Source organism: Pelomonas sp. Root1217 (assembly GCF_001425705.1).
GTDB lineage: Bacteria > Pseudomonadota > Gammaproteobacteria > Burkholderiales > Burkholderiaceae_C > Pelomonas.
In genome coordinates, this window is sequence record NZ_LMDC01000032.1 from 14,814 (window position 1) to 39,835 (window position 25,022).

21 protein-coding genes are annotated in these 25,022 nt (G+C 67.5%); 13 read left to right on the forward strand and 8 right to left on the reverse strand.

The window, feature by feature from the left end:
• Positions 1-140: 140 nt before the first annotated feature.
• A complete protein-coding gene (locus ASC95_RS29315) occupies positions 141-1,310 on the forward strand; it encodes a M20 aminoacylase family protein (RefSeq protein WP_057301249.1) in 1,170 nt (389 codons plus the stop codon).
• Positions 1,311-1,388: 78 nt separating this feature from the next.
• Here the strand turns inward: ASC95_RS29315 and ASC95_RS29320 are convergent, their stop codons facing one another.
• Positions 1,389-2,231, reverse strand: a complete 843-nt coding sequence (locus ASC95_RS29320; RefSeq protein WP_082568227.1) for an alpha/beta hydrolase — start codon at positions 2,229-2,231, stop codon at positions 1,389-1,391.
• A 181-nt stretch (positions 2,232-2,412) separates the two neighbouring features.
• Here ASC95_RS29320 and ASC95_RS29325 point away from each other — a divergent pair, with 181 nt between their 5' ends.
• The 3 genes from ASC95_RS29325 (at position 2,413) to ASC95_RS29335 (ending at position 6,827) form a co-directional block, all read left to right on the forward strand.
• The gene (locus tag ASC95_RS29325) at positions 2,413-3,465 is read left to right on the forward strand and encodes a LacI family DNA-binding transcriptional regulator (protein WP_162250885.1); all 1,053 of its coding nucleotides are present in this window, start codon (positions 2,413-2,415) and stop codon (positions 3,463-3,465) included.
• 416 nt (positions 3,466-3,881) lie between these two features.
• Positions 3,882-5,516, forward strand: a complete 1,635-nt coding sequence (locus ASC95_RS29330; RefSeq protein ID WP_057301251.1) for a DUF5597 domain-containing protein — start codon at positions 3,882-3,884, stop codon at positions 5,514-5,516.
• Positions 5,517-5,561: 45 nt separating this feature from the next.
• Positions 5,562-6,827 carry a glycoside hydrolase family 27 protein gene (locus ASC95_RS29335; protein ID WP_235538088.1) on the forward strand — a complete coding sequence of 422 codons (1,266 nt, stop codon included), beginning with the start codon at positions 5,562-5,564 and terminating at the stop codon, positions 6,825-6,827.
• Between the two features lie 98 nt (positions 6,828-6,925).
• On the opposite strand, the gene ASC95_RS29340 is transcribed toward ASC95_RS29335, so the two are convergent.
• Entirely contained in the window at positions 6,926-7,294 is a 369-nt protein-coding gene (locus tag ASC95_RS29340) for a DUF1428 domain-containing protein (protein ID WP_057301253.1), read from the reverse strand.
• A 235-nt stretch (positions 7,295-7,529) separates the two neighbouring features.
• Between ASC95_RS29340 and ASC95_RS29345 the strand changes: the two genes are divergently transcribed.
• On the forward strand, positions 7,530-8,369 hold the full coding sequence (locus tag ASC95_RS29345) for an SDR family oxidoreductase (protein ID WP_057301254.1): 840 nt from the start codon (positions 7,530-7,532) through the stop codon (positions 8,367-8,369).
• A gap of 10 nt (positions 8,370-8,379) precedes the next feature.
• On the opposite strand, the gene ASC95_RS29350 is transcribed toward ASC95_RS29345, so the two are convergent.
• The 5 genes from ASC95_RS29350 to ASC95_RS29370 all read right to left on the reverse strand — a co-directional run bounded on the left by ASC95_RS29350 (position 8,380) and on the right by ASC95_RS29370 (position 13,601).
• The gene (locus ASC95_RS29350; protein ID WP_057301255.1) at positions 8,380-9,342 is read right to left on the reverse strand and encodes a porin; all 963 of its coding nucleotides are present in this window, start codon (positions 9,340-9,342) and stop codon (positions 8,380-8,382) included.
• 318 nt (positions 9,343-9,660) lie between these two features.
• Positions 9,661-10,155 (reverse strand): Lrp/AsnC family transcriptional regulator, encoded by a 495-nt coding sequence (locus ASC95_RS29355; RefSeq protein WP_056197100.1) that lies wholly within the window; start codon positions 10,153-10,155, stop codon positions 9,661-9,663.
• 49 nt (positions 10,156-10,204) lie between these two features.
• Positions 10,205-11,644 carry an aminotransferase class III-fold pyridoxal phosphate-dependent enzyme gene (locus tag ASC95_RS29360; protein ID WP_057301256.1) on the reverse strand — a complete coding sequence of 480 codons (1,440 nt, stop codon included), beginning with the start codon at positions 11,642-11,644 and terminating at the stop codon, positions 10,205-10,207.
• Positions 11,645-11,777: 133 nt separating this feature from the next.
• Positions 11,778-12,707: a glyoxylate/hydroxypyruvate reductase A gene (locus ASC95_RS29365; protein ID WP_057301257.1), complete on the reverse strand. Its 930-nt coding sequence runs from the start codon at positions 12,705-12,707 to the stop codon at positions 11,778-11,780.
• A 6-nt stretch (positions 12,708-12,713) separates the two neighbouring features.
• The gene (locus ASC95_RS29370; protein ID WP_057301258.1) at positions 12,714-13,601 is read right to left on the reverse strand and encodes a GNAT family N-acetyltransferase; all 888 of its coding nucleotides are present in this window, start codon (positions 13,599-13,601) and stop codon (positions 12,714-12,716) included.
• A 496-nt stretch (positions 13,602-14,097) separates the two neighbouring features.
• On the opposite strand from ASC95_RS29370, the gene ASC95_RS29375 reads away from it, so the two are divergent.
• The 8 genes from ASC95_RS29375 to ASC95_RS29410 all read left to right on the forward strand — a co-directional run bounded on the left by ASC95_RS29375 (position 14,098) and on the right by ASC95_RS29410 (position 23,987).
• Positions 14,098-14,763 carry a haloacid dehalogenase type II gene (locus ASC95_RS29375; RefSeq protein WP_057301259.1) on the forward strand — a complete coding sequence of 222 codons (666 nt, stop codon included), beginning with the start codon at positions 14,098-14,100 and terminating at the stop codon, positions 14,761-14,763.
• A 20-nt stretch (positions 14,764-14,783) separates the two neighbouring features.
• On the forward strand, positions 14,784-16,073 hold the full coding sequence (locus ASC95_RS29380) for an FAD-binding oxidoreductase (RefSeq protein ID WP_057301260.1): 1,290 nt from the start codon (positions 14,784-14,786) through the stop codon (positions 16,071-16,073).
• A 74-nt stretch (positions 16,074-16,147) separates the two neighbouring features.
• A complete protein-coding gene (locus ASC95_RS29385; protein WP_057301261.1) occupies positions 16,148-17,764 on the forward strand; it encodes an ABC transporter substrate-binding protein in 1,617 nt (538 codons plus the stop codon).
• A gap of 31 nt (positions 17,765-17,795) precedes the next feature.
• Positions 17,796-18,752 carry an ABC transporter permease gene (locus ASC95_RS29390; protein ID WP_057301262.1) on the forward strand — a complete coding sequence of 319 codons (957 nt, stop codon included), beginning with the start codon at positions 17,796-17,798 and terminating at the stop codon, positions 18,750-18,752.
• A gap of 13 nt (positions 18,753-18,765) precedes the next feature.
• Positions 18,766-19,635, forward strand: coding sequence for an ABC transporter permease (locus ASC95_RS29395; protein ID WP_082568230.1), 870 nt, complete (start codon positions 18,766-18,768; stop codon positions 19,633-19,635).
• Positions 19,635-21,263 (forward strand): ABC transporter ATP-binding protein, encoded by a 1,629-nt coding sequence (locus ASC95_RS29400; RefSeq protein WP_057301263.1) that lies wholly within the window; start codon positions 19,635-19,637, stop codon positions 21,261-21,263. Before ASC95_RS29395 ends, ASC95_RS29400 begins: the two co-directional genes overlap by 1 nt.
• 18 nt (positions 21,264-21,281) lie before the next feature.
• Positions 21,282-22,370, forward strand: coding sequence for a tartrate dehydrogenase (locus ASC95_RS29405; RefSeq protein WP_057301264.1), 1,089 nt, complete (start codon positions 21,282-21,284; stop codon positions 22,368-22,370).
• A 147-nt stretch (positions 22,371-22,517) separates the two neighbouring features.
• Positions 22,518-23,987, forward strand: a complete 1,470-nt coding sequence (locus ASC95_RS29410) for an NAD-dependent succinate-semialdehyde dehydrogenase (protein WP_057301265.1) — start codon at positions 22,518-22,520, stop codon at positions 23,985-23,987.
• A 610-nt stretch (positions 23,988-24,597) separates the two neighbouring features.
• On the opposite strand, the gene ASC95_RS29415 is transcribed toward ASC95_RS29410, so the two are convergent.
• Positions 24,598-24,927, reverse strand: coding sequence for a hypothetical protein (locus ASC95_RS29415; RefSeq protein WP_057301266.1), 330 nt, complete (start codon positions 24,925-24,927; stop codon positions 24,598-24,600).
• Between the last annotated feature and the right edge of the window lie 95 nt (positions 24,928-25,022).

The window sequence follows — 25,022 nt, forward strand, 5'->3', positions numbered from 1 at the left end:
AGGCGAACGAAAGTAGACATGAAGGGCGGCTTGAGGACGTGCCGGATGTGTGCCGGCTTTCGCAAGAATCTGTCGTGCCAGCCTCGCAGAACAGCGGGCGCTGCTGTCGACGGCCGCAGCCCCGGACCTAAGCTCGCGCCATGCTCGAAGAACAGATCCCCGCCACTGCGGTCGACGACCTGATGCCCGACCTGGTCGCCCTGCGCCGCGACCTGCATGCCCACCCGGAACTGGCCTTCCAGGAGCGCCGCACCGCGGGCATCGTCGCGGCGGCGCTGCGCCTGCTCGGGCTCGAAGTGCACGAAGGCCTGGGCGGCACCGGCGTCGTCGGCACGCTGCGCCACGGCACGAGCGATCGCTCGGTCGGGCTGCGCGCCGACATGGACGCGCTGCCGATGGCCGAGCAGTCACGCCTGGGCCATGCCAGCCGCCATGCCGGCGCACACCACGGTTGCGGCCATGACGGCCACACAGCGATGCTGCTCGGCGCCGCGCGCCACCTGGCGCGCACCCGGCAGTTCGACGGTACGGTGCACTTCATCTTCCAGCCGGCCGAGGAAGGGCAGGGCGGCGCCCGCGTCATGGTGGAGCAGGGCCTGTTCGAGCGCTTCCCGTGCGACGCGGTCTACGCGCTGCACAACTGGCCCGACCTGCCGCTGGGCCACGCGCAGACACGGCCCGGCCCCATCATGGCGGCGGCGGATCGCTTCGACATCACGCTGCGCGGCCGAGGCGGCCACGCCGCCCAGCCGCACCACACGCCCGACGCGCTGCTTGCCGCGAGCCAGCTGGTCGTGCAGCTCAACACCATCGTCTCGCGCCGCATCGACCCGGCCGATTCGGCCGTGCTGTCGGTCACCCGGCTTGAAGGCGGCCAGAGCCACAACGTGCTGCCGGCCGAAGCCCGCATCACCGGCACGGTTCGCAGCTTCGACGCAGCGGTGCAGGACCGCATCGAGGCCGCGCTGCGCGACGCGGCGGCCGGCGTGGCGCTGGGCCAAGGCCTGGCGGTCGACGTGGCCTACACCCGCTACTACCCGTCCACCATCAACACGCCGCCCGAGGCCGCGCTCGCGCTGGCCGCGGCAACCGACGCCGGCCTGCAGGCCACCGAGGCACCCAGACCCGCCTTCACCAGCGAGGACTTCGCCTTCATGCTGCGCGAGCGGCCGGGCGCCTATCTGTGGCTGGGGCAGGGCGGCGACAGGCCGCTGCACCATCCCTGCTACGACTTCAACGACGAGGCGTTGCCGCACGGGGTGCGGTGGTTCTGTGCGGTTGTGGAGCGGGTGCTTCGGAAGGGGCCGTAGTCTCTGCCATGTTGGAGTGGCGGGACCTCGTGCAGGCGCCATGCACGAGGAGAGAAGCGGCTGCTCAGGCTGGCTGCGTCAGGGGTCGCGGTATCCATGCGCAATGAGGAATGCGTCGATCGCTGCGTACGCTTGTGCTTGGATAACAAGGTCCGGTTTTGGCATGCGATCGTCCGGCTCCCCGGCTGGCGTGAAGAGATGCCCCACCCCGTCAAAAACCTTGAGCACCGAAACGTTGCCTGCCTCGAGCATTCTTTCGTGGAATTTCGACACCTCGGCCAAGGGCGTGACCGTATCGGTCCGGCCGGTCACGATGATTGCTGGAGGCAGGCCTGGCTTCACATGCTGAGCCGGCGAGAAGTCCGAAATCGACACCTCGGGCGGGAACAACGCGCGAAAGTGCTTGTCGTTAACGACGGATAGTGCGGGGGAGACGAATGCAAGCAGATCCGGCCGCTGCGCTTTGTCGTTGGCAAACACCGCTGCTGATGCAGCCAGGTGGGCGCCGGCTGACCAGCCCAGTGATGCGATCCGATTTCTGTCGAGATGGAACTGGGCTGCGCTCTCACGCGTCCATTTGATCGCCGCCATGGCATCGTCCGACGCCTCGGCCGGAGATGCGGTCTTCTGATCAGACAGTCGGTACTGTGCAACCACAACAGTCATGCCCTTGCAAGCGTAGCGGTCCACCAGCCAAAACGCCCACGGCGGTTCTCCAGCGACCCAGCCACCGCCATGGAATATGACCACCGCAGCTCTGGGCTTCGCCGGCTGGCCAACCGGTGAGAACACGTAGGCTTTCAATGCGCCATTTGGGGTGTTGCTGTACACGTGTTCGGATTTTTCCAGCGCGCATTCGCCATGGGCACCTGCAGCAAGCGGCAACATCAATGCAAGCGCTGTGACAAGTAGCCGTGCCATAAGGTCTCCTCAGGGTCTGTCTGTGCGCTCACGTTATCGGTCGATGGTCGGAATGACTGTGGCGATACCTGGTTCCAGCTAGACGCGATGCTAGAGTGCCTCGCCCCGTCTCCCCCGCCCGCCGGCAGTGTCCGCTCCAATACCTCAGCCTTCCAAGCCGCCGAAGAGCCGTCGTCACAAGTTGCCCACGCTCGCCGATGTCGCGCGAGAAGCAGGCGTTTCTGGTGCGGCCGTGTCCGCCGCACTCAGCGGTGCGAAGGGTTCGACGCGGGTGTCGGCCGAGACGCGGGAGCGGGTCCTGGCTGCGGCGGAGCGCTTGCGCTACCGACCGAACGCCACCGCGCGTGCGCTGACGTTTCAACGCACCAACGCCATCGGCTTCGTCGCCAACATCGCCAACGAGGAACCCAACCTCTACTTCCTGGAAATATTCAATGGCGTCGTGCGGGGCGCGACTGAAGCCCACCAGACGACGTCCATCTTTCCACTCGGCGGCTGGGAAGAAGCGCCCCAGCGCATCCCCGCCTTGTGCGATGGCCGCGTCGACGGGCTCGTCGTGCTGGCGCGTCAACTGGAAGATGACAGCACGAACTGGCTACCACCACACACGCCGATGGTCACGATCCACGCCGGGCCGCTACTGCAGGCTCAGGTGAACGTGGAGGCTGACGATGAAGCGGGCGGCTATGTCATTGCGCGCCACATGCTCGGGCTTGGATATCGCCGGATCCTTTGCTTGGGCGGCCCGGTGAACGTCAAGGGGGCAGACCGCAGGGTCGAGGGTTTTCTGCGTGCCCATGCCGACGCTGGGGTGGAAGTTGCTTCGGACCACGTCATCCGTACGTGGTTCACCGCCGACGGTGGTAGACAGGCCATGCTGGAATGGTTGCGACGCCACCGCGGTCAGCCGTTGCCCGAGGGCGTCTGCTGTGGCAGCGACGACATCGCCTTCGGCTGCATCGACGCGCTGGAGGGCTGCGGGCTGAGTGTTCCTCGGGACATCTCGATTACGGGCTTCGATGACACCTTGCTGGCCCGCTCACTGCGGATGACGACCGTGAGCCAGCCCCTGCTGGAGATGGGTCGTCGCGCGGTTGGTGCCCTGATGCAGCTGATCGAAGCGCAGCGCCGTGGCGAGGCCTACGAAGGCCCTCGCGACATCGTGCTGCCCGTCGAAATCGTCAACAGGCGGACCTTGCCGGGACCTCGAGGCACGCCACTGATCATCCCTTGACACGGGGAGGCTGCTAGGTTTTTCCCCTAGTCAGCTTGATTGGTCGACCAATTTAAGATGCGCGTGCGGCGTTGCCGCACCTTTTTTGATTATTTGATTAAACGGATAATCAAATTTCATCAGCCGATGAATCAAGCCGCAAAAGCACAAGAGCCGTATGTTCCTGGGTCAGGACGAACACAACAATTTCTCCGGAGGAGTGCTAGCCCGCGCGTCAGCAGGAACGCAGACCGCGCCGACGCGCCATGCCGGGCAGCGACCTTCGGCGCGCGACGCTGCCGGCCAGCTGCGGCCGCCCTCGGATGCGCGATCCAACGGATGTGCTTGGCGCCGAACGGCGCAAGGCGCGCTGTCCCACCCGGGTGGTATGACCAAAAATCGCGCCTGATCCAGCAAGCGAATCACAAAGCTACCCGATGAAGAAGACCTTCCTGATCGCGGCCCTGCTCGCCGCGACGCTGGCTACGCCCGTCAACGCCGCCGAAGCCCCGCGCCTTGTGCAGCGAGACGGCCACCATGCCTTGCTCGTCGACGGCAAACCCTTCCTGATGCTCGGCGCCCAGGCGCACAACTCCAGCAACTATCCCAAGGCCCTAGGCAAGGTTTGGGCCGCGGCAGCCGACGCGCATGCCAACACCGTGCTGATGCCGGTGGCCTGGCAGCAGGTCGAGCCCCACGAAGGTCAGTTCGACTTCAGCTTCCTCGACGTCCTCATCAAGGAAGCGCGGCAGCAGGACAAGCGCCTCGTGCTGTTGTGGTTCGCGACGTGGAAGAACACCGGCGGCTCGTACACCCCCGACTGGGTCAAGCTCAATGGGAAGCGTTTCCCTTCCATGCTGGACCGCGACGGCAAGCCCAACTTCTGCTTCAGCCCCTTCGGCGAAGAGACGCTCAAGGCCGACAAGCGCGTCTTCGTGGCGCTCATGGCTCACCTGAAGAAGATCGACGGCGACAAGCGCACCGTGCTGATGGTTCAAGTCGAGAACGAGGCCGGCACCTACGGCCTCGTGCGCGACTTCGCGCCCGCCGCCCAGGCGGCCTTCGAGCAGCCGGTGCCCGCCGAAGTGGTGGCTCGTCAGAAGCCCAAGGCCGCCGCATCAGGCAACTGGCGCGAGGTGTATGGCGACTACGCTGACGAGTACTTCCACGCCTGGGCCATTGCCCGCTACATCGGCAACATCGCCAAGGCCGGCCGCGCCGTCTACGACCTGCCGATGTACGTCAACGGCGCGCTGCGCGACGCGCTGGAACAGCCGCCCAAGCCCTGGCAGGGCAACTTCGCCAGCGGCGGACCGGTCTGGGACGTCATCGACATCTACAAGGCTGCGGCGCCCAGCATCGACATCATTGCGCCCGACATCTACACGGCCGACTCCGAGGCGATCAAGGCCAACATGCGCCTGTACCAGCGCCCGGACAACGCGCTGTGGGTTCCCGAGATCGGCAATGCCGAGGGCTATGCGCGCTGGATCTACGCGGCCCTGGGCCGCGGCGCCCTGGGCGTGGCGCCCTTCGGCATCGACTACTTCAACTACGCCAACTTCCCGCTGGGCTCCAAGCGCGCCGACAAGACCATGGTCGAGCCCTTCGCCCGCGTCTTCGGCGCCTTCCGGCCCATCCAGCGCCAGTGGGCGCAGTGGGCCTTCGAGGGGCGCACGCGCGGCGCCGCTGAAGGCGACGACCGCAAGCCGCAGTCGCTGGACCTGCCGGGCGGCTGGGTCGCCAAGCTGACCTACCGCCAATGGCAGTTCTGGGACCTTGCGTGGGACAGCAAGGACGAGCGACCGGCCGGCACCGAGCAGCCCGGCGGCGGCGTGGCCATTGCGCAGATCGGCGACGACGAGTTCCTCATCGTTGGTCAGCGCACCCGCGTTCGCATCGAGGGTGGGGCGGGTGCCAGCGGCTTCATGCTGCGAGCCGAGGAAGGCAGCTTTGACGACAAGGGCCGCTGGCAGATGGAGCGCGTCTGGAACGGCGACCAGGTCGACAGCGGCCTGAACCTGATGGCCGAGCCCATCATGCTCAAGGTCAAGATGGCGCGCGCGCGCTGAAACCACGTTACTGCTACAACTGATCGAACTGAGAGTGATTCAGAAATGAAAGCAAAGCACACAACACACAAGACGCTGTTCCACAGCTGGGCAATGATGGCCGTCGCGGCGCTGACCCTGTTCCTTGGCGCGGCAGGCAATAGCTGGGCTCAAAAGGCTGAAGGCCTGGCCCTCACCCCGCCCATGGGCTGGAACAGCTGGAACAAATTTGCCTGCGATATCGACGAGCGCCTGATCCGCGAGACCGCCGATGCCATGGTCAAGTCGGGCATGAAAGACGCCGGCTACCAGTACGTGAACATTGACGATTGCTGGCAAGGCCAGCGCGACGCCGACGGCAACATCCAGCCCGACGCCAAACGCTTCCCATCCGGCATCAAGGCGCTGGCGGACTATGTGCATGGCAAGGGACTCAAGCTGGGCATCTACTCGGATGCCGGCGACGCCACCTGTGGCGGCCGTCCCGGCAGCCGCGGCCACGAATATCAGGATGCGCTGGTCTATGCGCGCTGGGGCATCGATTACGTCAAGTACGACTGGTGCAACACCCCGGGCATGAGCGCCGAACCGGCCTACACCACGATGCGCGACGCGATCGCGAAGGCGGGCCGTCCGATGGTGTTCAGCATCTGCGAATGGGGCATGAGCAAGCCGTGGGAGTGGGCCGGCAAGGTCGGCCATCTGTGGCGCACCACGCCCGATATCTATAACTGCTTCGACTGCCAGTTCAATCCCGGTTTCTCGACGGGTCTGGGCGTGCTGCGCATCCTCGACAAGCACGCTGACGCCAACCTGCGCAACTTCGCAGGGCCCGGCCACTGGAACGACATGGACATGCTCGAAGTCGGCAATGGCATGAGCGAGGACGAAGACCGCGCCCATCTGTCGATCTGGGCCATGCTGGCCTCGCCCCTCATCCTGGGCAACGACCTGCGCTCCATGTCCGAGTCGACCCGCCGCATCCTGACCAACCCCGGCGTGATTGCGGTGAACCAGGACAAGCTGGGTGTGCAGGCGCTGCGCGTCCTGGTCGACGGTCCGGTGGAGTTCTATGCCAAGCCGCTCGACGGCGGGGACTGGGCACTGATGTTCCTGAACCGCTCCAACCAGCCTGCCGACGTTCATCATGACTGGAAGAAGCAAGTCCTGGGCGATGACCTGAGCAAGCGGTCGGTCGATTTCAAGCAGGCCGTCTACCGCTGGTCCGACTTGTGGAGCAAGAAGACGGGCGACACCAGCAGCAAACTAGAAGCGCGCCTGGCGCCGCACAGCGTGCTGATGCTGCGTCTGACCGGCCCCGCGAAACCATAAGGCGCGCCCGGCCGCGGAGACGCCCAACGGGCTCCCACGCGATGCCCAGACGCCCGCCGTGGCGCTGGGCCCGTCCTGAGGGCGTCGTCCGCCGCCGCTCAGGTCTTCACTTCGACCACCTGTTCGAAGCCGCCGAAGATCATGCGTTTGCCGTCGAAGGGCATGGGCGGGTTGCCGGGTGTGGACGGATCCATGCGCGGGTCTTCCATCATCTTCTTCATGCCTGTGTCGCGCGTGGCCTTGTCGGGCCATTCGACCCACGAAAAGGCCACCGTCTCCTCGGCCGTGGCCTGGACGGCGCGGCGGAAATCGGTGACCTTGCCGTCGGGGACGTCGTCGCCCCAACCTTCGATCACACGGGTCGCGCCCAACTCGAGGAACATCGCGTCGAAGTGGCGCGCGTGCTCAATGAACTTCTGCTTGTTGGCGGTGGGAACCGCGATCACGAAACCATCGATGTATGACATGTCTTCACTCCTGCTAGTTGACCGAACGGAGCGCCCCCTGAGGGCACCTCGTCTCCCATCGACGAACGACGGGAACCCAAATCGACATGGCGCATCGCGCAGATGCACGAAGCGATCGGCAAGGCGGGCAGCCGACGTGCCTGGAAAAGAAGGCCTGAGAAGCCGCAGCCCGGCGCTTACGTCGGGAGCGCCGTTTGCTGGCAGGGCGCTCGTTGCGAAACCAAGGAGCGCCTCCATGAACCAACCCGCACAGCAACAGGACCTGCCCGGCAAGACCGCCCCGATGCGCCCGCAGCCGGACCATGGCGAGCACAGTTACAAAGGCAGCGGCAAGCTTGCCGGCAAGGCCGCCATCATCACGGGCGGTGACTCAGGCATCGGCCGCGCGGTGGCCATCGCCTACGCCCGCGAAGGCGCGGACGTGCTGATCGCCTACCTCGAATCGCATGACGACGCGCAGGAGACGCGCCGCTGGGTGGAGGAGGCGGGCCGCCGCTGCGTGCTGATGGCCGGCGACATCGTCGATGCCGAACACTGCAAGGCGATCGTGCGTCGCGCCGTCGACGAGTTCGGCCGGCTAGACATCCTCGTCAACAACGCCGCCTTCCAGATGTCGCGCCAGTCGCTGGATGAGATCTCCGACGACGAATGGCGGCACACCTTCGACGTCAACATCCATGCGCAGTTCTATCTCGCGAAGGCGGCGCTGCCGCATCTGAAGCCGGGGTCGTCCATTCTCAACACGACGTCGATCACCTCCGACAAGCCGCCCAAGGAGCTCATCCCCTACTCGGCGACCAAGGCGGCCATCGCCAACTTCACCACCAGCCTCGGCGAGTTGCTCGCAGAGCAGGGCATCCGCGTCAACTCGGTCGCGCCTGGCCCGATCTGGACGCCACTGATCCCCGCGACGATGCCGCCGGACAAGGTCGAGAAGTTCGGCAACGAGGTGCCGATGAAGCGGCCCGGCCAGCCGCGCGAAGTGGCGCCCCTGTTCGTCTTCCTCGCGTCGGATGAGGCGAGCTACATCACCGGTGCGCGTTACGCCGTGACGGGCGGCGCGCCGCTGCTGTAGCGAGGCCTACTCAGAACGAGTGCGTCATGCCCGCGCCGTAGACCTCTTTGGTGCCGGTGCCGAGCAGGCGCTTGGAGGCCAGGTCCGCATACACCGCGGTGCGCTTGGACAGGCTGTAGCCGGCGCTCACCGAGACCATCTTCTCCTTCTTCAGGCCGTCCACATCGGCCTGGCCCCAGCCCGCCTTCAGCGTCGTGGCGCCCATCACATAGACCGCGCCCAACGTTGTCACCTTGGCCTTGGAACCAGCCAGGGACTCGCTGACGTTGTACATGCCCATCAACGACAGCATGCCGAAGGCGGCACGCACGCCGACCGAGGTCTCGGTGGCGCCGGCGCTGTTCTTGCCGCTGCCCAGCATCATGCGCAGCTTGCCGTCGTTGTAGAGCAGGGTGGCGGCGCGCGTCTTTGCCACGGCGCCTGCCGGCGACTCGGGCGAGGCGCTGACGTGAAGCGAGACATTGGCGAACTTCGGCGAGTCGTAGAAGACGGCGTTGGCCACGCGGCCCGAGCCGCCACCGGTCGGGTCTGCCGAGTAGTTCCAGTGCCACAGATCCCAGGCGGGCGACACGATGCGGTCGTAGTTGCTCCAGGCATCGAAGGCCCAGTCCTGCGCCTGGATGGCGTCGAGCGCGCGCCCCAGGCGCAAGGCGCCGAAGCCGCCCTTGATGCCGACGGTCGATTCGCCGTGCCAGAACGGCCTGCCCGTGCCGGCCTCCGGCGTGCCGGTGTCCGCGTCGAAACGGTGGCGCAGGCGGAAGGTCGCGGCCAGGCCGTCGCCGAGGTCTTCGGTGCCCGCGAATTCCAGGTGGCTGCGCTGGATGGTGCCGACGTTGGTGCGGCCGGCGGTGTCGCGGAATACGCCCGCGTCGATGCTGCCGCTGATGGTCACGTTGGATTGCGCGTGGGCAACGCTGCCGCACAGGGCGGCGCCTGCGACGGCGAGAAGACGGATACGGGTGAAAGCTGTCATGGGTTCCCTCTTGTTGGTGGCTTGTCGGCGACGACGAGGGCTGCAACTTCGCTCCGGAAGCCGCACCGCTCGGTGCCAGGGCATTCCAGCACCGGGGGCTTTGCAAAGCTTCGCGTTGTAGCCGTCTGCAGCGGCACGAACTGCGGTTGTGATGGGCGCCGGCAGCGTGGTCTGCGCCGATGCCGAAACCGTGCGCCGGGCGCGTGATTGCTGCGGTTGAGAGGGATGTCGCCGGCAGCGTCTGCGGCATCGTCACGGGTGTCGGCGCTGCAAAAGAAACAGGCCCGCGGATGCGGGCCTGTGTGAATACGGGTGCGCTCAGCGTGTTTCGTGGAACAGCTTTTCGATCGGGCAATGCGTCTTCACGAAAGGCGACTTGATGACGATGTAGCTGAAGTACTTCTCGATGCCGATATTGCGTTCGAGCAGGCCCTCGATGACCTGCTGGTAATGGTTCACGCCGCGTGTCATGAAGCGCAACAGGTAGTCGTAGCCGCCGCTGACGAGGTGGCACTCAAGGATCTCGTCGACCTCGCGGATGGCGCTCTCGAAGCGGATGAAGTCCTCGCGGTGGTGGTCGGTCAGCGTGACTTCGGTGAACACCGTCAGCGTATCGCCCAGTTTCTCCAGCCGCAGGTGGGCACCGTAGCCGCTGATGTAGCCGGCCTGTTCCAGCCGCTTGACGCGGATGAGGCAGGGGCTGGGCGACAGCCCGACCGCATCGGCGAGATCGACGTTGGTGATGCGGCCGTTCTTCTGCAGCTGGGCCAGGATGCGCAGGTCCAACCGATCGAGTTTGAGAGCTTCTGCCATGGTGGGTGCCCAAAGGTTGGCGAATGGCGCGATTGTGTGGCGCCGGTGTTCAGCTGCCGGCCATCGCGGCGCGTACGTTGGGCGCTTCCAACGCATCGTCCAGCACGCGGCGCAGGCGCGCGAACAGCTCATCGAGCTCGACCTCGGTGATGGTCAGCGCGGGCGCGAAGCCGAGCACATGGTCGCCGAAGCTGCGGAACACCAGGCCGCGCTGGTAGCCGAGGGCGAACAGCCGGTCGGCCAGGCCGAGTGCGGGGTCGAACCCACGCCGGTTGGTCTTGTCGCTCACCAGTTCCAGCGCACCGAGCAGGCCGCGGTAGCGTACGTCGCCCACGAGCGGGTGCGGGCGCAGCGCCTCCAGCCCGGCGGCGAAGCGCGCGGCAACGCGCTGGGCGTTCGCGAGGATGCCGCCTTCCTCGTAGAGCCGGATCACTTCGAGCGCGACCGCTGCCGACACCGGATGGGCCGAGTAAGTGGCGCCGTGGCCGATCGGCTGGCCGGCCGGGGCACCGTCGGCGATGCCAGCGTAGACCCGCTCGGACATCATCGTCGCGCCCATCGGCACATAGCCCGAGGTCAGCCCCTTGGCGAGCGTCATCAGGTCGGGCTGCACGCCTTCGGCATCGCAGGCGAACATCGTCCCGGTGCGGCCGAAGCCGGTGATGACCTCGTCGACGACGAACAGGATGTCCAGCTCGCGCGCCGTGTCGGCCATGGCCTTCAGCCAGCCCGGCGGCGGCACGATGACGCCACCCGAACCCTGCACCGGCTCGCAGAAGAAGGCGGCGACGTTCTCCGCCCCCAGCTCGGCCACCTTGGCGCGCAGCGAGGCGACGGAGGCGGCGATCAAGGCTGCGGCGTCGCCGCCGCTTTCATGGCGGTAGGGGTTGGGCGATGGGATGTGGTGTTGCGTGGCCAGCGGCAGGTCGAAGCCGCGGTGAAAGACCGGCAGCGCCGTCAGCCCCGCACCGGTGGAAGATGAGCCGTGATAGCCCCGCTCCAGCGCGATGAAGTGCTTCTTGGCCGGCCGGCCGGTGTTGTTGTAGTACTGGACGATGAAGCGCACCGCGGCGTCGACCGACTCCGAGCCGCCCAGCGTCAGGTAGGCGCGGGTCAGCGAAGCCGGCGTGATCTCGACCAGCTTGGCCGCCAGGCGGATGGCCGGCTCGCTGGCGAAGTGGAAATAGCCGGTCGCATAGGGCAGGCGGCGCATCTGCTCGACGGCGGCCTGCACGACGCTCTCCTGGCCGTAGCCGACGTTGACGCACCACAGGCCCGCGAAGGCGTCGAGCAGCTCGCGCCCCTGGGCGTCCTGCAGCCAGACGCCGTGGCCGGAGCTCAACACCATCGGGCCGCGCTCCTCATGTCGGCGCCACGGCGCCACGGGGTGGATGAGATGCGCTCGGTCCAGGCCGGCCAGCGCGGCGTGCTGTTCCGGGGTGGCGATGTTGGCGCGGGCAGCGGTTTGGGCGAGGGGGAGGGCGGTCATGGGCGGCGTGTTGCAGTGGATGGCTGACGCTCAGTTTGGGCGTTCGACCTCGCCGATGGGTGCTGCATTGGCCGCTCGCGGCAGCGTCTTGCGCTGAACTGCGGGCCGCCACGGCAGAAGCTGCCGCTCGCGCTCAATAGCCTTTGCGGCGATCCACCAGGCCCACCAGAGGCAGCCCGGCCTCGAAGCGCCGCAGGTTGTCCAGCACGACGGCGGCTGCGGTGTCCGGCTGTGTCATGCTGGCGATGTGCGGCGTGATCTGCACGCGCGGGTGGCGCCACAGCGGATCGTCGGAAGGCAGGGGTTCTGGGTCGGTCACGTCGAGCACGGCCTCGCCGAGGCGGCCATCGTCGAGGGCGCGCAACAGGTCTGCGTTCACCAGCTGCGGGCCGCGGCCGACATGAATCAGCGACGCGCCGCGCGGCAGTGCGTCGAACAAGGTGCTGTCGAGCAGGCCGCGCGTCGCGTCTGTCAGCGGCAGCAGACAGATGAGGATGTCGCTGCGGCGCAGGAACTCGGCCCGCTCGGCTTCGCCGGCAAAACACCGCACGTCGTCGATGTTGCGCCGGCTGCGGCTCCAGCCGGCGCAGTCAAAGCCCAGGCCATGCAGCGCGTGCAGCACGGCTTCGCCAAGTGAGCCCAGCCCCAGCACGCCGACGCGGCATTGCGCTGCGGTGCGCACAGGCAGCGGCCGCCACTGCCTTTGGGTCTGCTGGCGCCGGTAGGCGGGCATGTCGCGGTGCAGGTCCAGCACGGCATGCAGCACGTACTCCACCATGCCCTGCACGATGCCCGGCTCGACCATGCGCACCAGCGAGACGGCCGGCGGCAGCGCGGCCAGGTCGAACTGATCGACGCCGGCACCGGTCGAGAACAGCAGCTTCAGGTTCGGGAAGCGCTCGGCCAGTTGCCCGGGTTGCTGCCAGGTGGCGAGGTAATGCACCTGCGCCGGATCGCCCACGTCCGGCCAGAGCCGGAAGTCCACCGCCGGCGCATCGCGGCGGAACAGTTCGCCCCAGCGCCGGCCGCGTTCGGCGTCGGCCATGTACAGGAAAGTGGCCATCGCGCTTCAGCCCAGCGCCTGTGTGACGATGGCATAGCCCCTGGGCGCGCCGGGTGCCGATGGCTTGGCAGCCGGGCCGCGTTGCATCACCACCGGTGCGTCCACGCGCAGCAGGCCCATTGCCTCCAGCCATTCGGCCAGGCCGCTGTCCAGGTCGATGTCGATGCGCGTGAAGCGGCCGGCGTTGGTGCCGGTCAGGTGGGCGATGACGGCCTTTGCACCTTCCTCGTCCGGCGCGACGACCGGCCCGATGGCGTGACCGCGGCCGAAACGGCGCAGCAGGCCGAAGCCACGCACCGTGTCGCCATCGTCCAGCACGACGGTGGCCTCCGCCTCGGCCAGCAGCTCGTCCAGCAGCGCGTCGCGTGGCATGCCACAGGCCTGGGCGTCGAGCGCCTTCAACACCGGCGCATCAGAAGCGCCCGCCGGTCGCAGCCGCCAGCCGCTGGCCAGCGCCACCAGCGGCGCCGGTTGCGCAATGCCCTGATGCTGGCGCAGCTCGCCGATGCGCACGAAGCCCAGGCGCTCATACAGGCCGCGGCCTTCCATCGTGGCATTGAGCCGCACGCGGCGGTCGTCCAGCCCGTCGAGCAGTGTGCTCATCAGCCGGTGGCCGATGCGCCGGCCCTGCTGCGCCGGTGCGACTATGACCAGGCCGATGGTCGCGTCCTGCGGGCCCCAGAGGAAGCGCAGGCCGGTGCCGACGACCTCGCCGTCGCGTTCGGCGACGAAGCCGTCGGCGTGGCGGAAGACCTGCTGCCAGTCGGCCGGGCGGTGGGGCCAGTGCAGTGTGTCAGACAGGGCGTTTGCCGCGCGCAGGTCGGCGGCATTCATTGGGCGCAGCCGCACGCCGTCGTCGGCGGGAGCTGCATTCGTGGTGGCGGGGGCACCCATGTGGCGGGGTCTCCTGAAGGGCAAGGGGTTGCCGATGTTGCGGCCTTTCGCGGGTGCCGCGCCAGCCCAAATACGGCCTGCCACCCATTTCGGCAGCTTGCGCTGTGAGGCCTGCTGCGCACGGCATTCAATGCTGCGGAGGGCCAGTCTGTGGCCACAAATTTCGCGGCCGCGTCCCTACCATCAGCGCCCATTCACCCATGACATCGCAGGTCAATCGCATGCAAGTCGCCAAGCCGCATTTGCCAATGCCCGCCCGGACGCCGGGGTTGTGCAAGGCCGATTCGCGGTCCCGCATTTGCGCCACCGGCTGGTGCCTCCGGGGTTCCATTGAAGGGCGCCCGTCCCCGTCCAAGTGCACGCCGCAGGGCATGCCGCTGAGCCGCCTTCGAACGGCAGTTTCAGCGCCTGCGACAGGCCGTTTTCCCCACAAACCACTTCACTGCACATGCTGCAATGAAGCCCTGATGACAACCCACTGAGCGAGACGCACGACATGAGCATCCGACCCAAGTACATCACCTTCGACTGCTACGGCACGCTGACCCGCTTTCGCATGGCCGAGATCACACGCGACATCTTCTTCGACCGCGTGCCGGCCGAGCGCATGGAGCAGTTCATCGCCGACTTCACGGCCTACCGTTTCGACGAAGTGCTGGGCGACTGGCAACCGTACGACGTGGTGCTGAAGAACGCGGTACGTCGGCTGTGCCGCAAGTGGAAGCTGCAGTACCTGGACGCCGAGGCGCAGCGCTATGTCGATGCCGTGCCTACCTGGGGCCCGCACGACGACGTGCCCGCGGGCCTGGCCAAGGTTGCCAAGGAAATCCCGCTGGTGATCCTGTCCAACGCGATGGACCACCAGATCCAGACCAACGTCGCCATGCTCGGCGCGCCCTTCCACCGGGTCTACACCGCCCAGCAGGCCCAGGCCTACAAGCCGCGGCTGAAGGCCTTCGAGTTCATGATCGATTCGCTGGGCTGCAACCCCGAGGACCTGCTGCATGTGTCGTCCAGCCTGCGCTACGACCTGATGTCGGCCGACGACATCGGCATCGTCAACAAGGTCTTCGTCAACCGCGGGCATGGCCCCGGCTGCCCCGACTACCGCTACACCGAGATCGCCGACATCGGCGGCCTGGCCGGCGTCGTCGGTCTCTGAACGTCGAAAGCGACCCGGCCATGAAGCTCGATGCCTACTGGACCGACAGCGTGCCGGCGTTCGTGCCAGCCGCGCGCGAGCTGCCGCAGCGCGTGGACGTCGCCGTGGTGGGCGGGGGCTTCAGCGGCCTGTCAGCCGCCCTGGCGCTGGCAAGGCGCGGTGCCACGGTGGCGGTGCTGGAGGCCGGTGCGCGCGTCGCGTCCGAAGCCTCGGGGCGCAACGGCGGCCATGTGAACAACGGCCTCGCGGTCGACTATGCCGAGGCGGCCGCCCGCCACGGCGCCGCGCGGGCAGCCGCCTGGTACCGCGCCTACGACACCGCCGTCGACACCGTGGCGCAGTTGGTGCAGCAGGAAGGCATCGCCTGCGATTTCAGCCGCACCGGCAAGCTCAAGCTGGCGACGCGGCCGGCGCAGCTCGACGCGCTGCGCCGCAGCGTGGAGCGCCTGCATGCCGATGGCGTCGACTCCGACACCGAGATCCTTGATGCTGCCAGCGTGCGTGCCGAGGTGCAGAGCGAGCGTTTCCACGGCGGCATGCTCTACAGGCGCAGCGGCCAGATGCACATGGGCCGCTTCGCCAACGGCCTGGCCGAAGCCGCCGAGCGCCAGGGCGCGGGCATCTTCACCGGCACGTGCGTGCAGCGGATTGAGCGCACCCACGGCCATGCCCACCGCCTGCACACCACGCGCGGCACCGTGGCGGCCGACCAGGTGCTGCTGGCCACCGGCGCGTCGCGCCACGGCGGCTACGGCAGCTTCGGCTGGCTGCGCCGGCGCATCGTGCCCATCGGCAGCTTCATCGTCGTGACCGAGCCGCTCGGCGCGGAACGCGCGGCCGCGCTGCTGGCGGCGCGCCGCACCTACACGACGGTGGCCAACATCCACCACTACTTCCGGCTGACGGCCGACCACCGGCTCGTCTTCGGCGGCCGCGCGCGTTTCGCGATCAGCAGCCCGCAGCAGGACGCCGCCAGCGGCGAGGTCCTGCGCGCCGGCCTGCTGCAGACCTTCCCGCAGCTGGCCGGCGTGCGGCTGGACTACTGCTGGGGCGGCCTCGTCGACATGACGCAGGACCGCCTGCCCCATGCCGGCGAGCGCGACGGCCTGTACTACACGATGGGCTACAGCGGCCACGGCACGCAGATGTCGGTGCTGATGGGCCAGCGCATGGCCGCGCTGATGGGCGGCGATGCCGCCGCCAACCCGTGGGCGGACCGAGCCTGGCCGGCCATTCCCGGCCATGTCGGCCCGCCCTGGTTCCTGCCCGCCGTCGGCCTGTACTACCGGCTGAAGGATCGCCTCGCCTAGCCTGGAGCGGGCGGCTCTCCCAAGACCCGCCCCGAACTCGTCAACCCCTTAGAACACTGAACGAGAAACACACCATGAGCCATCGCCAACCCCTCGACGCCCTTGTCGGCCCGCAAGACAGCCAGCGTCTGTTCGACGCGCTCCAGCGCGGCGCCAGCCGGCGCGACATCCTCGGCCTGCTCGCCGGGGCCGGTATGCAGGCGGGCCTCGCCGGCGCGCTGGCCGGCACGGCGATGACGGCCCACGCGCAAGCGCCCAGGCGCGGCGGCAAGCTGCGCGTGGCCGGCGCCACGGCCGCGGCCAGCGACACGCTGGATCCGGCCAAGCAGTCCAACCAGGCCGACTACTCGCGCTGCAACATGCTCTACAACGGGCTCACGTCGCTGGACGGCAGCCTGACGCCGCAGCCGGCCCTGGCCGAGCGCTTCGATACCAAGGACGCCAAGACCTGGGTGTTCACGCTGCGCAAGGGGGTGACCTTCCATGACGGCAAGGCGCTGACCCCGGCCGACGTCGTCTACTCGATCGCCCGCCACAAGGACCCGGCCACGGCCAGCAAGGCCAAGGTCCAGACCGACCAGATCGAGAGCATCAAGGCCAGCGGCGCCAACGAGGTGACCATCGTGCTGACCTCGCCGAACGCCGACCTGCCGGTCATCCTGGGCACCTTCCACTTCCACATCGTCAAGGACGGCACGACCGACTTCAACGCCGGCATCGGCACCGGCCCCTACAAGCTCAAGGAGTTCAAGCCCGGCGTGCGCTCGGTCGTCGTGCGCAATGAGGCCTACTGGAAGCCCGGCAAGCCCTATCTGGACGAGATCGAATTCGTCGGCATCGGCGACGAGAACGCGCGCGTCAATGCGCTGCTGTCAGGCGGCATCGACCTCGTCGGCGCCGTCAACCCGCGCTCGCTGGCACGCATCGCCGGCACGCCGGGCTTCGCCGTGTTCAAGACCCAGTCCGGCCAGTACTCCGACCTGACGATGCGGCGCGACACCGGCCCCGGCGCCAACCCCGAGTTCGTGCTGGGCATGAAGCACCTGTTCGACCGCGAGCAGATGAAGAAGACCATTGCGCTGGACCAGGCCGTGGTCGGCAACGACCAGCCCATCGACCCCACCAACCGCTTTCATTTCGCCGGCCTGCCGCAGCGCGCCTTCGACCCGGAGAAGGCGAAGTTCCACCTGAAGAAGGCCGGCGTATCCGGCGCGGTGCCGGTGGTGTGTTCGCCTGCGGCGCTGTACTCGGTCGAGATGGCGCTGCTGCTGCAGCAGACGGCCAAGGAGGTGGGGCTGGACATCGACGTCAAGCGCATGCCGGCCGACGGCTACTGGTCCAACCATTGGCTCAACAGCGCTGTAGGCTTCGGCAACGTCAACCCGCGGCCGAGCGCCGACATGCTGCTGACGCAGTTCTTCAAGTCGGACGCGCAATGGAACGAGTCGCGCTGGAAGAACGAGAAGTTCGACCAGTTGCTCGTTGCCGCACGCGGCGAGACCGACCTCGCCAAGCGCCGCCAGATGTATGCCGACATGCAGACGCTGATCCACCAGGAGGCCGGCATCGGCATCCCGTTGTTCCTGGCCAGCCTGGACGGCCACAGCACCAAGGTCAAGGGCCTGTCGCCCATCCCGCTGGGCGGGTTGATGGGCTACAACTTTGCCGAGAACGTCTGGCTCGCCGCCTGACGCCGAACCCCCACACCAGGCCAGGCATCCTATGAACGGGATCATCCTCAAGCTGCTCGCGCAGCGCATCGCGTTGTCGCTGCTGTCGCTGCTGGCGGTGTCGGTGATCGTCTTCTCCGTGACCGCGGTGCTGCCGGGCGACGCCGCCCAGGAGCAGCTCGGCCAGGACGCCACGCCCGAGGCCCTCGCTGCGCTGCGGACGCAGATGGGGCTCGACGTTCCGGCTCCCACGCGTTATCTGCGCTGGCTGGGCGGTTTGGTGCGGGGCGATTTCGGCAAATCCTCGACGGCCTACCAGCCGGTGGCCGAGCTGATCGGCTCGCGGTTGCCCAACTCGCTGCTGCTGGCGGCCATCACGGCGCTGTTCTCGGTGCCGATCGCGCTGGCGGCCGGCATCGCCTCGGCGGTGTGGCGGGGCTCGTGGTTCGACCGCGCCGCGTCCACGGCCTCGGTGGGCATCGTCTCGGTGCCGGAGTTCCTGATCGCGACGCTGGCGGTGCTGGTGTTCGCGGTACAGCTGCGCTGGCTGCCGGCGCTGTCCTATGTCAACGACATCGAATCGATGGGCCAGTTGCTGAAGGCCTTTGCGATGCCGGTGCTGACGCTGACCTGCGTGATCGTCGCCCAGATGATGCGCATGACGCGTGCGGCCGTCATCGACCAGCTGGAGGCGCCCTATGTCGAGATGGTGCGGCTGAAGGGCGCTTCGTCGCTGCGCCTGGTGATGTGCCACGCCTTGCCGAATGCGGTCGGCCCGATTGCCAACGCGGTGGCGCTGAGCCTGTCCTACCTGCTCGGCGGCGTGATCATTGTCGAGACCATCTTCAACTACCCCGGCGTGGCCAAGCTGATGGTCGACGGCGTCGCGCAGCGCGACACGCCGCTGGTGCAGGCCTGCGCCATGCTGTTCTGCAGCGGCTACCTGATCCTCGTCACGGCCGCGGACATCTGCGGCATCGTCGCCAATCCGCGGCTGCGGCATCGCTGAACGGAGCACAGGCATGACTGTCATTTCCATTCCCCTGCCTGCCGGGCGCTCGGCGGTCTGGCGCCGCCGGCTCGCGCAGTTCGGCCCCTCTGGCTTGCTCGGCTTGGCCGTGTTGGGCTTCTGGATCCTCGCCGCCTTGCTAGGCCCGGCGCTGCTGTCCCGCAGCGGCTCCCAGGGAGGTGCTGCGGTGTTCGCGCCGATCAGCGCTCATCACTGGCTGGGCACTGACTACCTCGGCCGAGACATGCTGGCGCGCGTCATCGAAGGCGCGCGCTACACGGTCGGCGTGGCCCTGGCCGCCACGCTGCTGGCCAGCGGCATCGGCACGCTGCTGGCACTGCTGGCGGCCGCCAGCGGGCGCTGGATCGATGGCGCGCTCAGCCGCGTGCTGGACACGCTGACAGCCATTCCGAGCAAGATGTTCGCGCTGCTGATCGTGGCCGGCTTCGGTTCGTCGGTGCCGGTGCTGATCGTGACGGCCGCCGTCATCTATGTGCCGGGCGCCTACCGCATCGGCCGCTCACTGGCAGTGAACATCAATGCGATGGACTACGTCACCGTGGCTCGCACGCGCGGTGAGGGCACCTGGTATGTGATGCGGCGCGAGATCCTGCCCAACATCCTTGGGCCCATGCTGGCTGACCTCGGGCTGCGCTTCGTCTACGTCGTGCTGCTGCTGGCGTCCTTGAGCTTCCTCGGTCTGGGCGTACAGCCGCCAATGGCCGACTGGGGGTCGCTGGTGCGCGAGAACATCGGCGCGCTGGCCGATGGCGGCGCCTCGGTGATCGCACCGGCCGGGGCAATAGCCAGCCTGACCATCGCCGTGAACCTGGTGATCGACAACCTGCCGGGCCGCAAGGCCCGCGAGAGAGGAGCGCGCTGATGGGCAGCCTTGTGGAAGTGAGCAACCTGACGGTTGCCGCGGGCGACGCCACGCTGGTGGACGCGCTGTCGTTCACCATCCGGCCCGGCGAGGTGCTGGCGCTGATCGGCGAATCGGGTTCGGGCAAGACGACCACGGCGCTCGCGCTGATGGGCTATGTGCGCCACGGCTGCCGCATCGCCGCCGGCCAGGTCCGCATCGACGACATCGACGTGCTCAAGCTCGGCCCCCGCCAGCTGCGCAGCCTGCGTGGCCGCAAGGCGGCCTACTTCGCGCAGAGCGCGGCGGCGTCGTTCAACCCGTCGCGCACCATCCTCGACCAGGTCGTGGAGCCGGCGACGATGCACGGCACGCTGTCGCGCGCGGCGGCCGAGCTGAAGGCCATCGCGCTGTTCCGCGAGCTTGCGCTGCCCGACCCGGAAGGCATCGGCGCGCGCTATCCCCACCAGGTCTCCGGTGGCCAGCTGCAACGGCTGATGGCGGCGATGGCGCTGATCACCGACCCCGATGTCGTCATCCTCGACGAGCCGACCACGGCGCTGGACGTGACGACGCAGGTCGAGGTGCTGCGCGCGTTCAAGCGCGTGGTGCGCGAGCGCCAGGTGACGGCCGTCTACGTCAGCCACGACCTCGCGGTCGTCGCGCAAATGGCCGATCACATCCTGGTGCTGCGAGGCGGGCGCATGCAGGAGCTGTCCAGCACCGACCGCGTGCTGGCCCAGCCGGCGCATGAGTACACGCGGGAGCTGCTGGCCGCCGCGCGGCCGGCGGCGCGCGACTCCGGCCACCAGCCCGGCAGCACGCCAGCGCTGCTGGAAGTGAGCGGCGTCAGCGCCGGCTACGGCGCGCGCGATGCCCAGGGCCGGCCGCAGGTGTGCATCCTGCAGGACATCGACCTGCGGCTGGAGCGCGGCCAGGCCGTGGGCGTCATCGGCGAATCGGGCTCGGGCAAGACCACGCTGGCACGCGCCGTCGCCGGCCTGCTGGCGCCCAGCGCCGGCACCATCCGCTTCGACGGCCGGCCGCTGGCACCGACGCTTGGAGAACGCAGCAAGGAGGAGCTGCGCCGCATCCAGATCGTCTTTCAGTCGGCCGACACGGCGCTGAATCCGTCGCAGACCGTCGAGAGCATCCTGGCCCGGCCACTGCAGTTCTACCGTGGCCTGAAGGGGGTCGTCCTGCAACGCCGCATTGCCGAGCTGCTGGACCTGGTGAAGCTGCCCGCCAACCTTGCCGGCCGCCTGCCTGCGGGCCTCTCGGGCGGCCAGAAGCAGCGCGTCAACCTGGCACGGGCGCTGGCCGCCGAGCCGGAGCTGCTGCTGTGCGACGAGGTCACGTCGGCGCTGGACACGGTCGTCGGCGCCGCGGTGCTCGACCTGATCGCGGAACTGCGCCGCGAGCTGGGCCTGTCGATCCTGTTCATCAGCCACGATCTGCATACGGTCCGCGCGGTCTGCGACGAGATCGTCGTGATGCGCCATGGCCACAAGCTGGCCCAGGTGGCACGCGCCGACTACGACCGTGGGCCGCACCACCCCTACTACGAGCAGCTCGCGCGAGCCGTGCCCGAGCTGCGGCGTGGCTGGCTCGAGGAACTCGACCCGCCACGGCCCGTCCTGGTCGCCTGACAACAGAAGGAAAAACTCATGATGAACACATTCCGCATCGCTGCCATCGCGGGAGATGGCATCGGCAAGGAAGTGATGCCCGAGGGTCTGCGCGTGCTGAAGGCGGCGGCGGATCGCTTCGGCTTCGCCATCGAGCTGCGCGAGTTCGACTGGGCCAGCTGCGACTGGTATGCGCAGCACGGCCAGATGATGCCGGACGACTGGAAGCAGCAGCTCGCCGGCGTTGACGCCATCTACTTCGGCGCCGTCGGCTGGCCGGCGACCGTGCCCGACAACGTCTCGCTGTGGGGCTCGCTGCTGAAGTTCCGGCGCGAGTTCGACCAGTACATCAACCTGCGGCCGGTACGGCTTTTCGAGGGCGCGCCGTGCCCATTGGCGGGGCGCAAGGTCGGCGACATCGACTACGTCGTCGTGCGCGAGAACACCGAGGGCGAGTACACCAATCTCGGTGGCGTGATGTTCGCCGGCACCGAGCGCGAGATCGTCATCCAGGAATCGGTGTTCTCGCGCCACGGCGCCGACCGCGTGTTGCGCTACGCCTTCGAGCTGGCGCGCTCACGCCAGCGCAAGTCGCTGACCGTGGCCACCAAGAGCAACGGCATCGCCATCAGCATGCCCTGGTGGGATGCGCGCACCGACGAGATGGCGCGGCAGTACCCGGACGTGCAGGTCGACAAGCAGCACATCGACATCCTGTGCGCCCGCTTCGTGCTGCAACCGCAGCGCTTCGACGTCGTCGCGGCGACCAATCTGTTTGGCGACATCCTGAGCGACCTCGGCCCCGCGACGACCGGCACCATCGGCCTGGCACCGAGCGCCAACCTCAACCCGGAACGCCAGTTCCCATCGCTGTTCGAGCCGGTGCACGGGTCGGCCCCCGACATCTACGGCCGCCGCATCGCCAACCCCATCGCCATGATCTGGTCGGGTGCGCTGATGCTCGACTTCCTGACGCAAGGGCAGGGCAGTGGGCGCGCGGCGCACGACGCCATCGTGCGCGCCATCGAGGACGTGATCTTGCGCGGGCCACGAACGCCCGACCTTGGCGGCGACGCCCATACCGAAGACGTCGGCCGGGCGATTGCCGATCAGGTGAAGGGCACCTGAGACGAAATTCAAAGGCAACCACAGAGGCAGAGAGACACAGAGGAAATCCAGAGCGAGCACTTCTCTGTGCCTCTGTGTCTCTGTGGTTGCATTCCCGCATTCGATTCATCCGTCGCGGGTGCCGCGAACGCGAAATGGAGAACTGAGATGACATTGACGATTCAACATGACGACCTGCTCCCCGGCCGCAACTTCATCGCGGGGCAATGGCGCGAGGCGCTGGAGGGTCAACGTTTCGGGGTGACCGACCCGGCGACCGACGCAGTGTTCGCCACTGTGCCGGACAGCGGGGCTCTCGACGCCGCTGCGGCGCTGGAAGCGGCCCATGCGGCCTTTCCGATCTGGCGTGCGGTGCCGGCCAAGCAACGAGCGCAGATTCTCAATCGCTGGAACGCACTGATCCTCGCGCACCAGGACGACCTGGGCCGCCTGATCTCTCGTGAGCAGGGCAAACCGCTGGCCGAAGGGCGAGGGGAGGTCGCCTACGCTTCAAGTTATGTGGAATGGTTCGCTGCCGAAGCCACGCGTGCCAATGGCGACGTGATTCCCGCGTCGGTGCCCGGCCGGCGCATGTTCGCGCTGAGGGAGCCGGTCGGCGTCGTCGCCGCTATCACGCCCTGGAATTTCCCCGCGGCGATGATCGCGCGCAAGATCGCTCCCGCGCTGGCCGCCGGCTGTACCGTGGTCTGCAAGCCGGCCGAAGACACGCCGCTGACCTCGCTGGCGCTGGTCAAGCTGGCCGAGGAGGCAGGCGTTCCGGCGGGTGTGCTGAACATCGTGACTGCCTCGCGTGAACGCACGCCCGAGGTCGTCGATGTCTGGCTCGACGACCCGCGCGTGCGCAAGATCACCTTCACCGGCTCTACACCGGTGGGCAAGCATCTGGCGCGGCGCGCCGCCGACACGCTCAAGCGGCTGTCGCTGGAGCTAGGTGGCAACGCGCCCTTCATCGTCTTCGAGGACGCGGACCTCGACGCCGCCGTCGAAGGCCTGATGGTGGCCAAGTTCCGCAACGGCGGGCAGACCTGCGTCAGCCCGAATCGGGTGTTCGTGCAATCAAGCGTGCACGACGCCTTCGTCGAGAAGCTGGCCGCCCGCATCTCGGCGCTCAAGGTCGGTCCGGCCAGCGACTCGGCCTCACAGATCGGGCCGATGATCAATGCGAGAGCCGTCGACAAGATCGAGCGCCATGTGCAAGACGCCGTCGCGCGTGGCGCGGTCACGCGGGTCGGGGGCGCGCGGCTGGCAGCTCTCGGGCCGAACTACTTCGCGCCGACGCTGCTGGTCGGTGCCGATGGCGGCATGGCCTGCGCCTGCGAGGAAACCTTCGGACCGATGGTGGCCATCACCCGCTTCGAGACCGAAGCCGACGTGACCCGCGCGGCGAACGACACGCCTTTCGGCCTGGCCGGCTATTTCTATGCCACCGACTTGCGGCGCATCTGGCGCATGGCGGAGGCCTTGCAGACCGGCTTGGTGGGCGTCAACGAAGGCGCACTCGCGGCCGAGGCGGCACCGTTCGGCGGCGTCAAGGAGTCAGGCTACGGGCGTGAGGGCTCCGTGCATGGCCTGGACGATTACACGCAGCTGAAGTATGTGTGCCAAGGGCAGCTCTGACAGAGGCGGCCACTGAATTTTGGCGACAATGTGCATTATGTTAAATTGACATCGTCCTTAGCTGCTCGCGATGGTCGGAGCTAGTGGCTGCCGGAAGCATTCATGCACGTGCAATGTGAAGCAACACTGCACGCCACCGCCTCTTGGGCAGCCACTGGTTGGGACTGACCCAACTGTGCTGACCCCCTGGTTGCGGCCTACCTGACAGTCCTTACCACTTTCCGGCCGTTCCTTGGCGGATCCGCCGGACGCCATGTTTCCTGCGACTGGCTTTCACACGCCGAACTTTGCTCACCGTTAGCCGCGCCGACGGTCAGCGGCGACATACCTTTGCTGCACTTCGAGCGGTACTTGGCTGTCGTCGACCAAGCATTGCCGCCAGAAACTCCAGACTTTGGCTGTCGAATGTCGACCTCTGCTGCACTTGGCTGCTACGAACATCAGCTTGCTGCTGATTGGACAACCGAGCGCAGACCGACAACGCCAACCCATAGGCAATTTCAGGCTCCGTTTCAGCCTATCAGGCTTCGACCTCCCTGTGCGCCATGAGCCTGTCACACCCATGGGAACGTCGCTTGTATGGAGTCAAATACCACCATGAGGAGTCATCTCAGATCCAGCCCAACTGGGCCGCCCAGTCGCCGCTTTTGAAGCACGAGATGTCCGGTGGCAGCCATGGATGCGTGGGGATCCAACTGACTGAAAGCACCTTCCGCCCAGGGACGGCCCAGACCTCGACCATCGACGATAGGCCAGGGTCATCAGGCAGACGCAGCGCGGTCTTCGTGAACAACAGGCTGAAGCCCGGCAGATCGAGAATCCAGTGGGTTGGGGTCGCGGCGTTGCCCTCGCAATAGCGGCCCTCCCCTTGAATCCGCGCGGGCAGCGCGCCGATGGCCCAGCGGGCAATTTCGAGCTTGGGGACCTTCACTTGAGTCATCGATGTCTGCGAATTCGAATCGCTGAGAGCGTCGCCGTCTATTCAGGCTGACGCCGACGCCGCTGGCAAATCCACGCTCCATATCAGCCTACCTC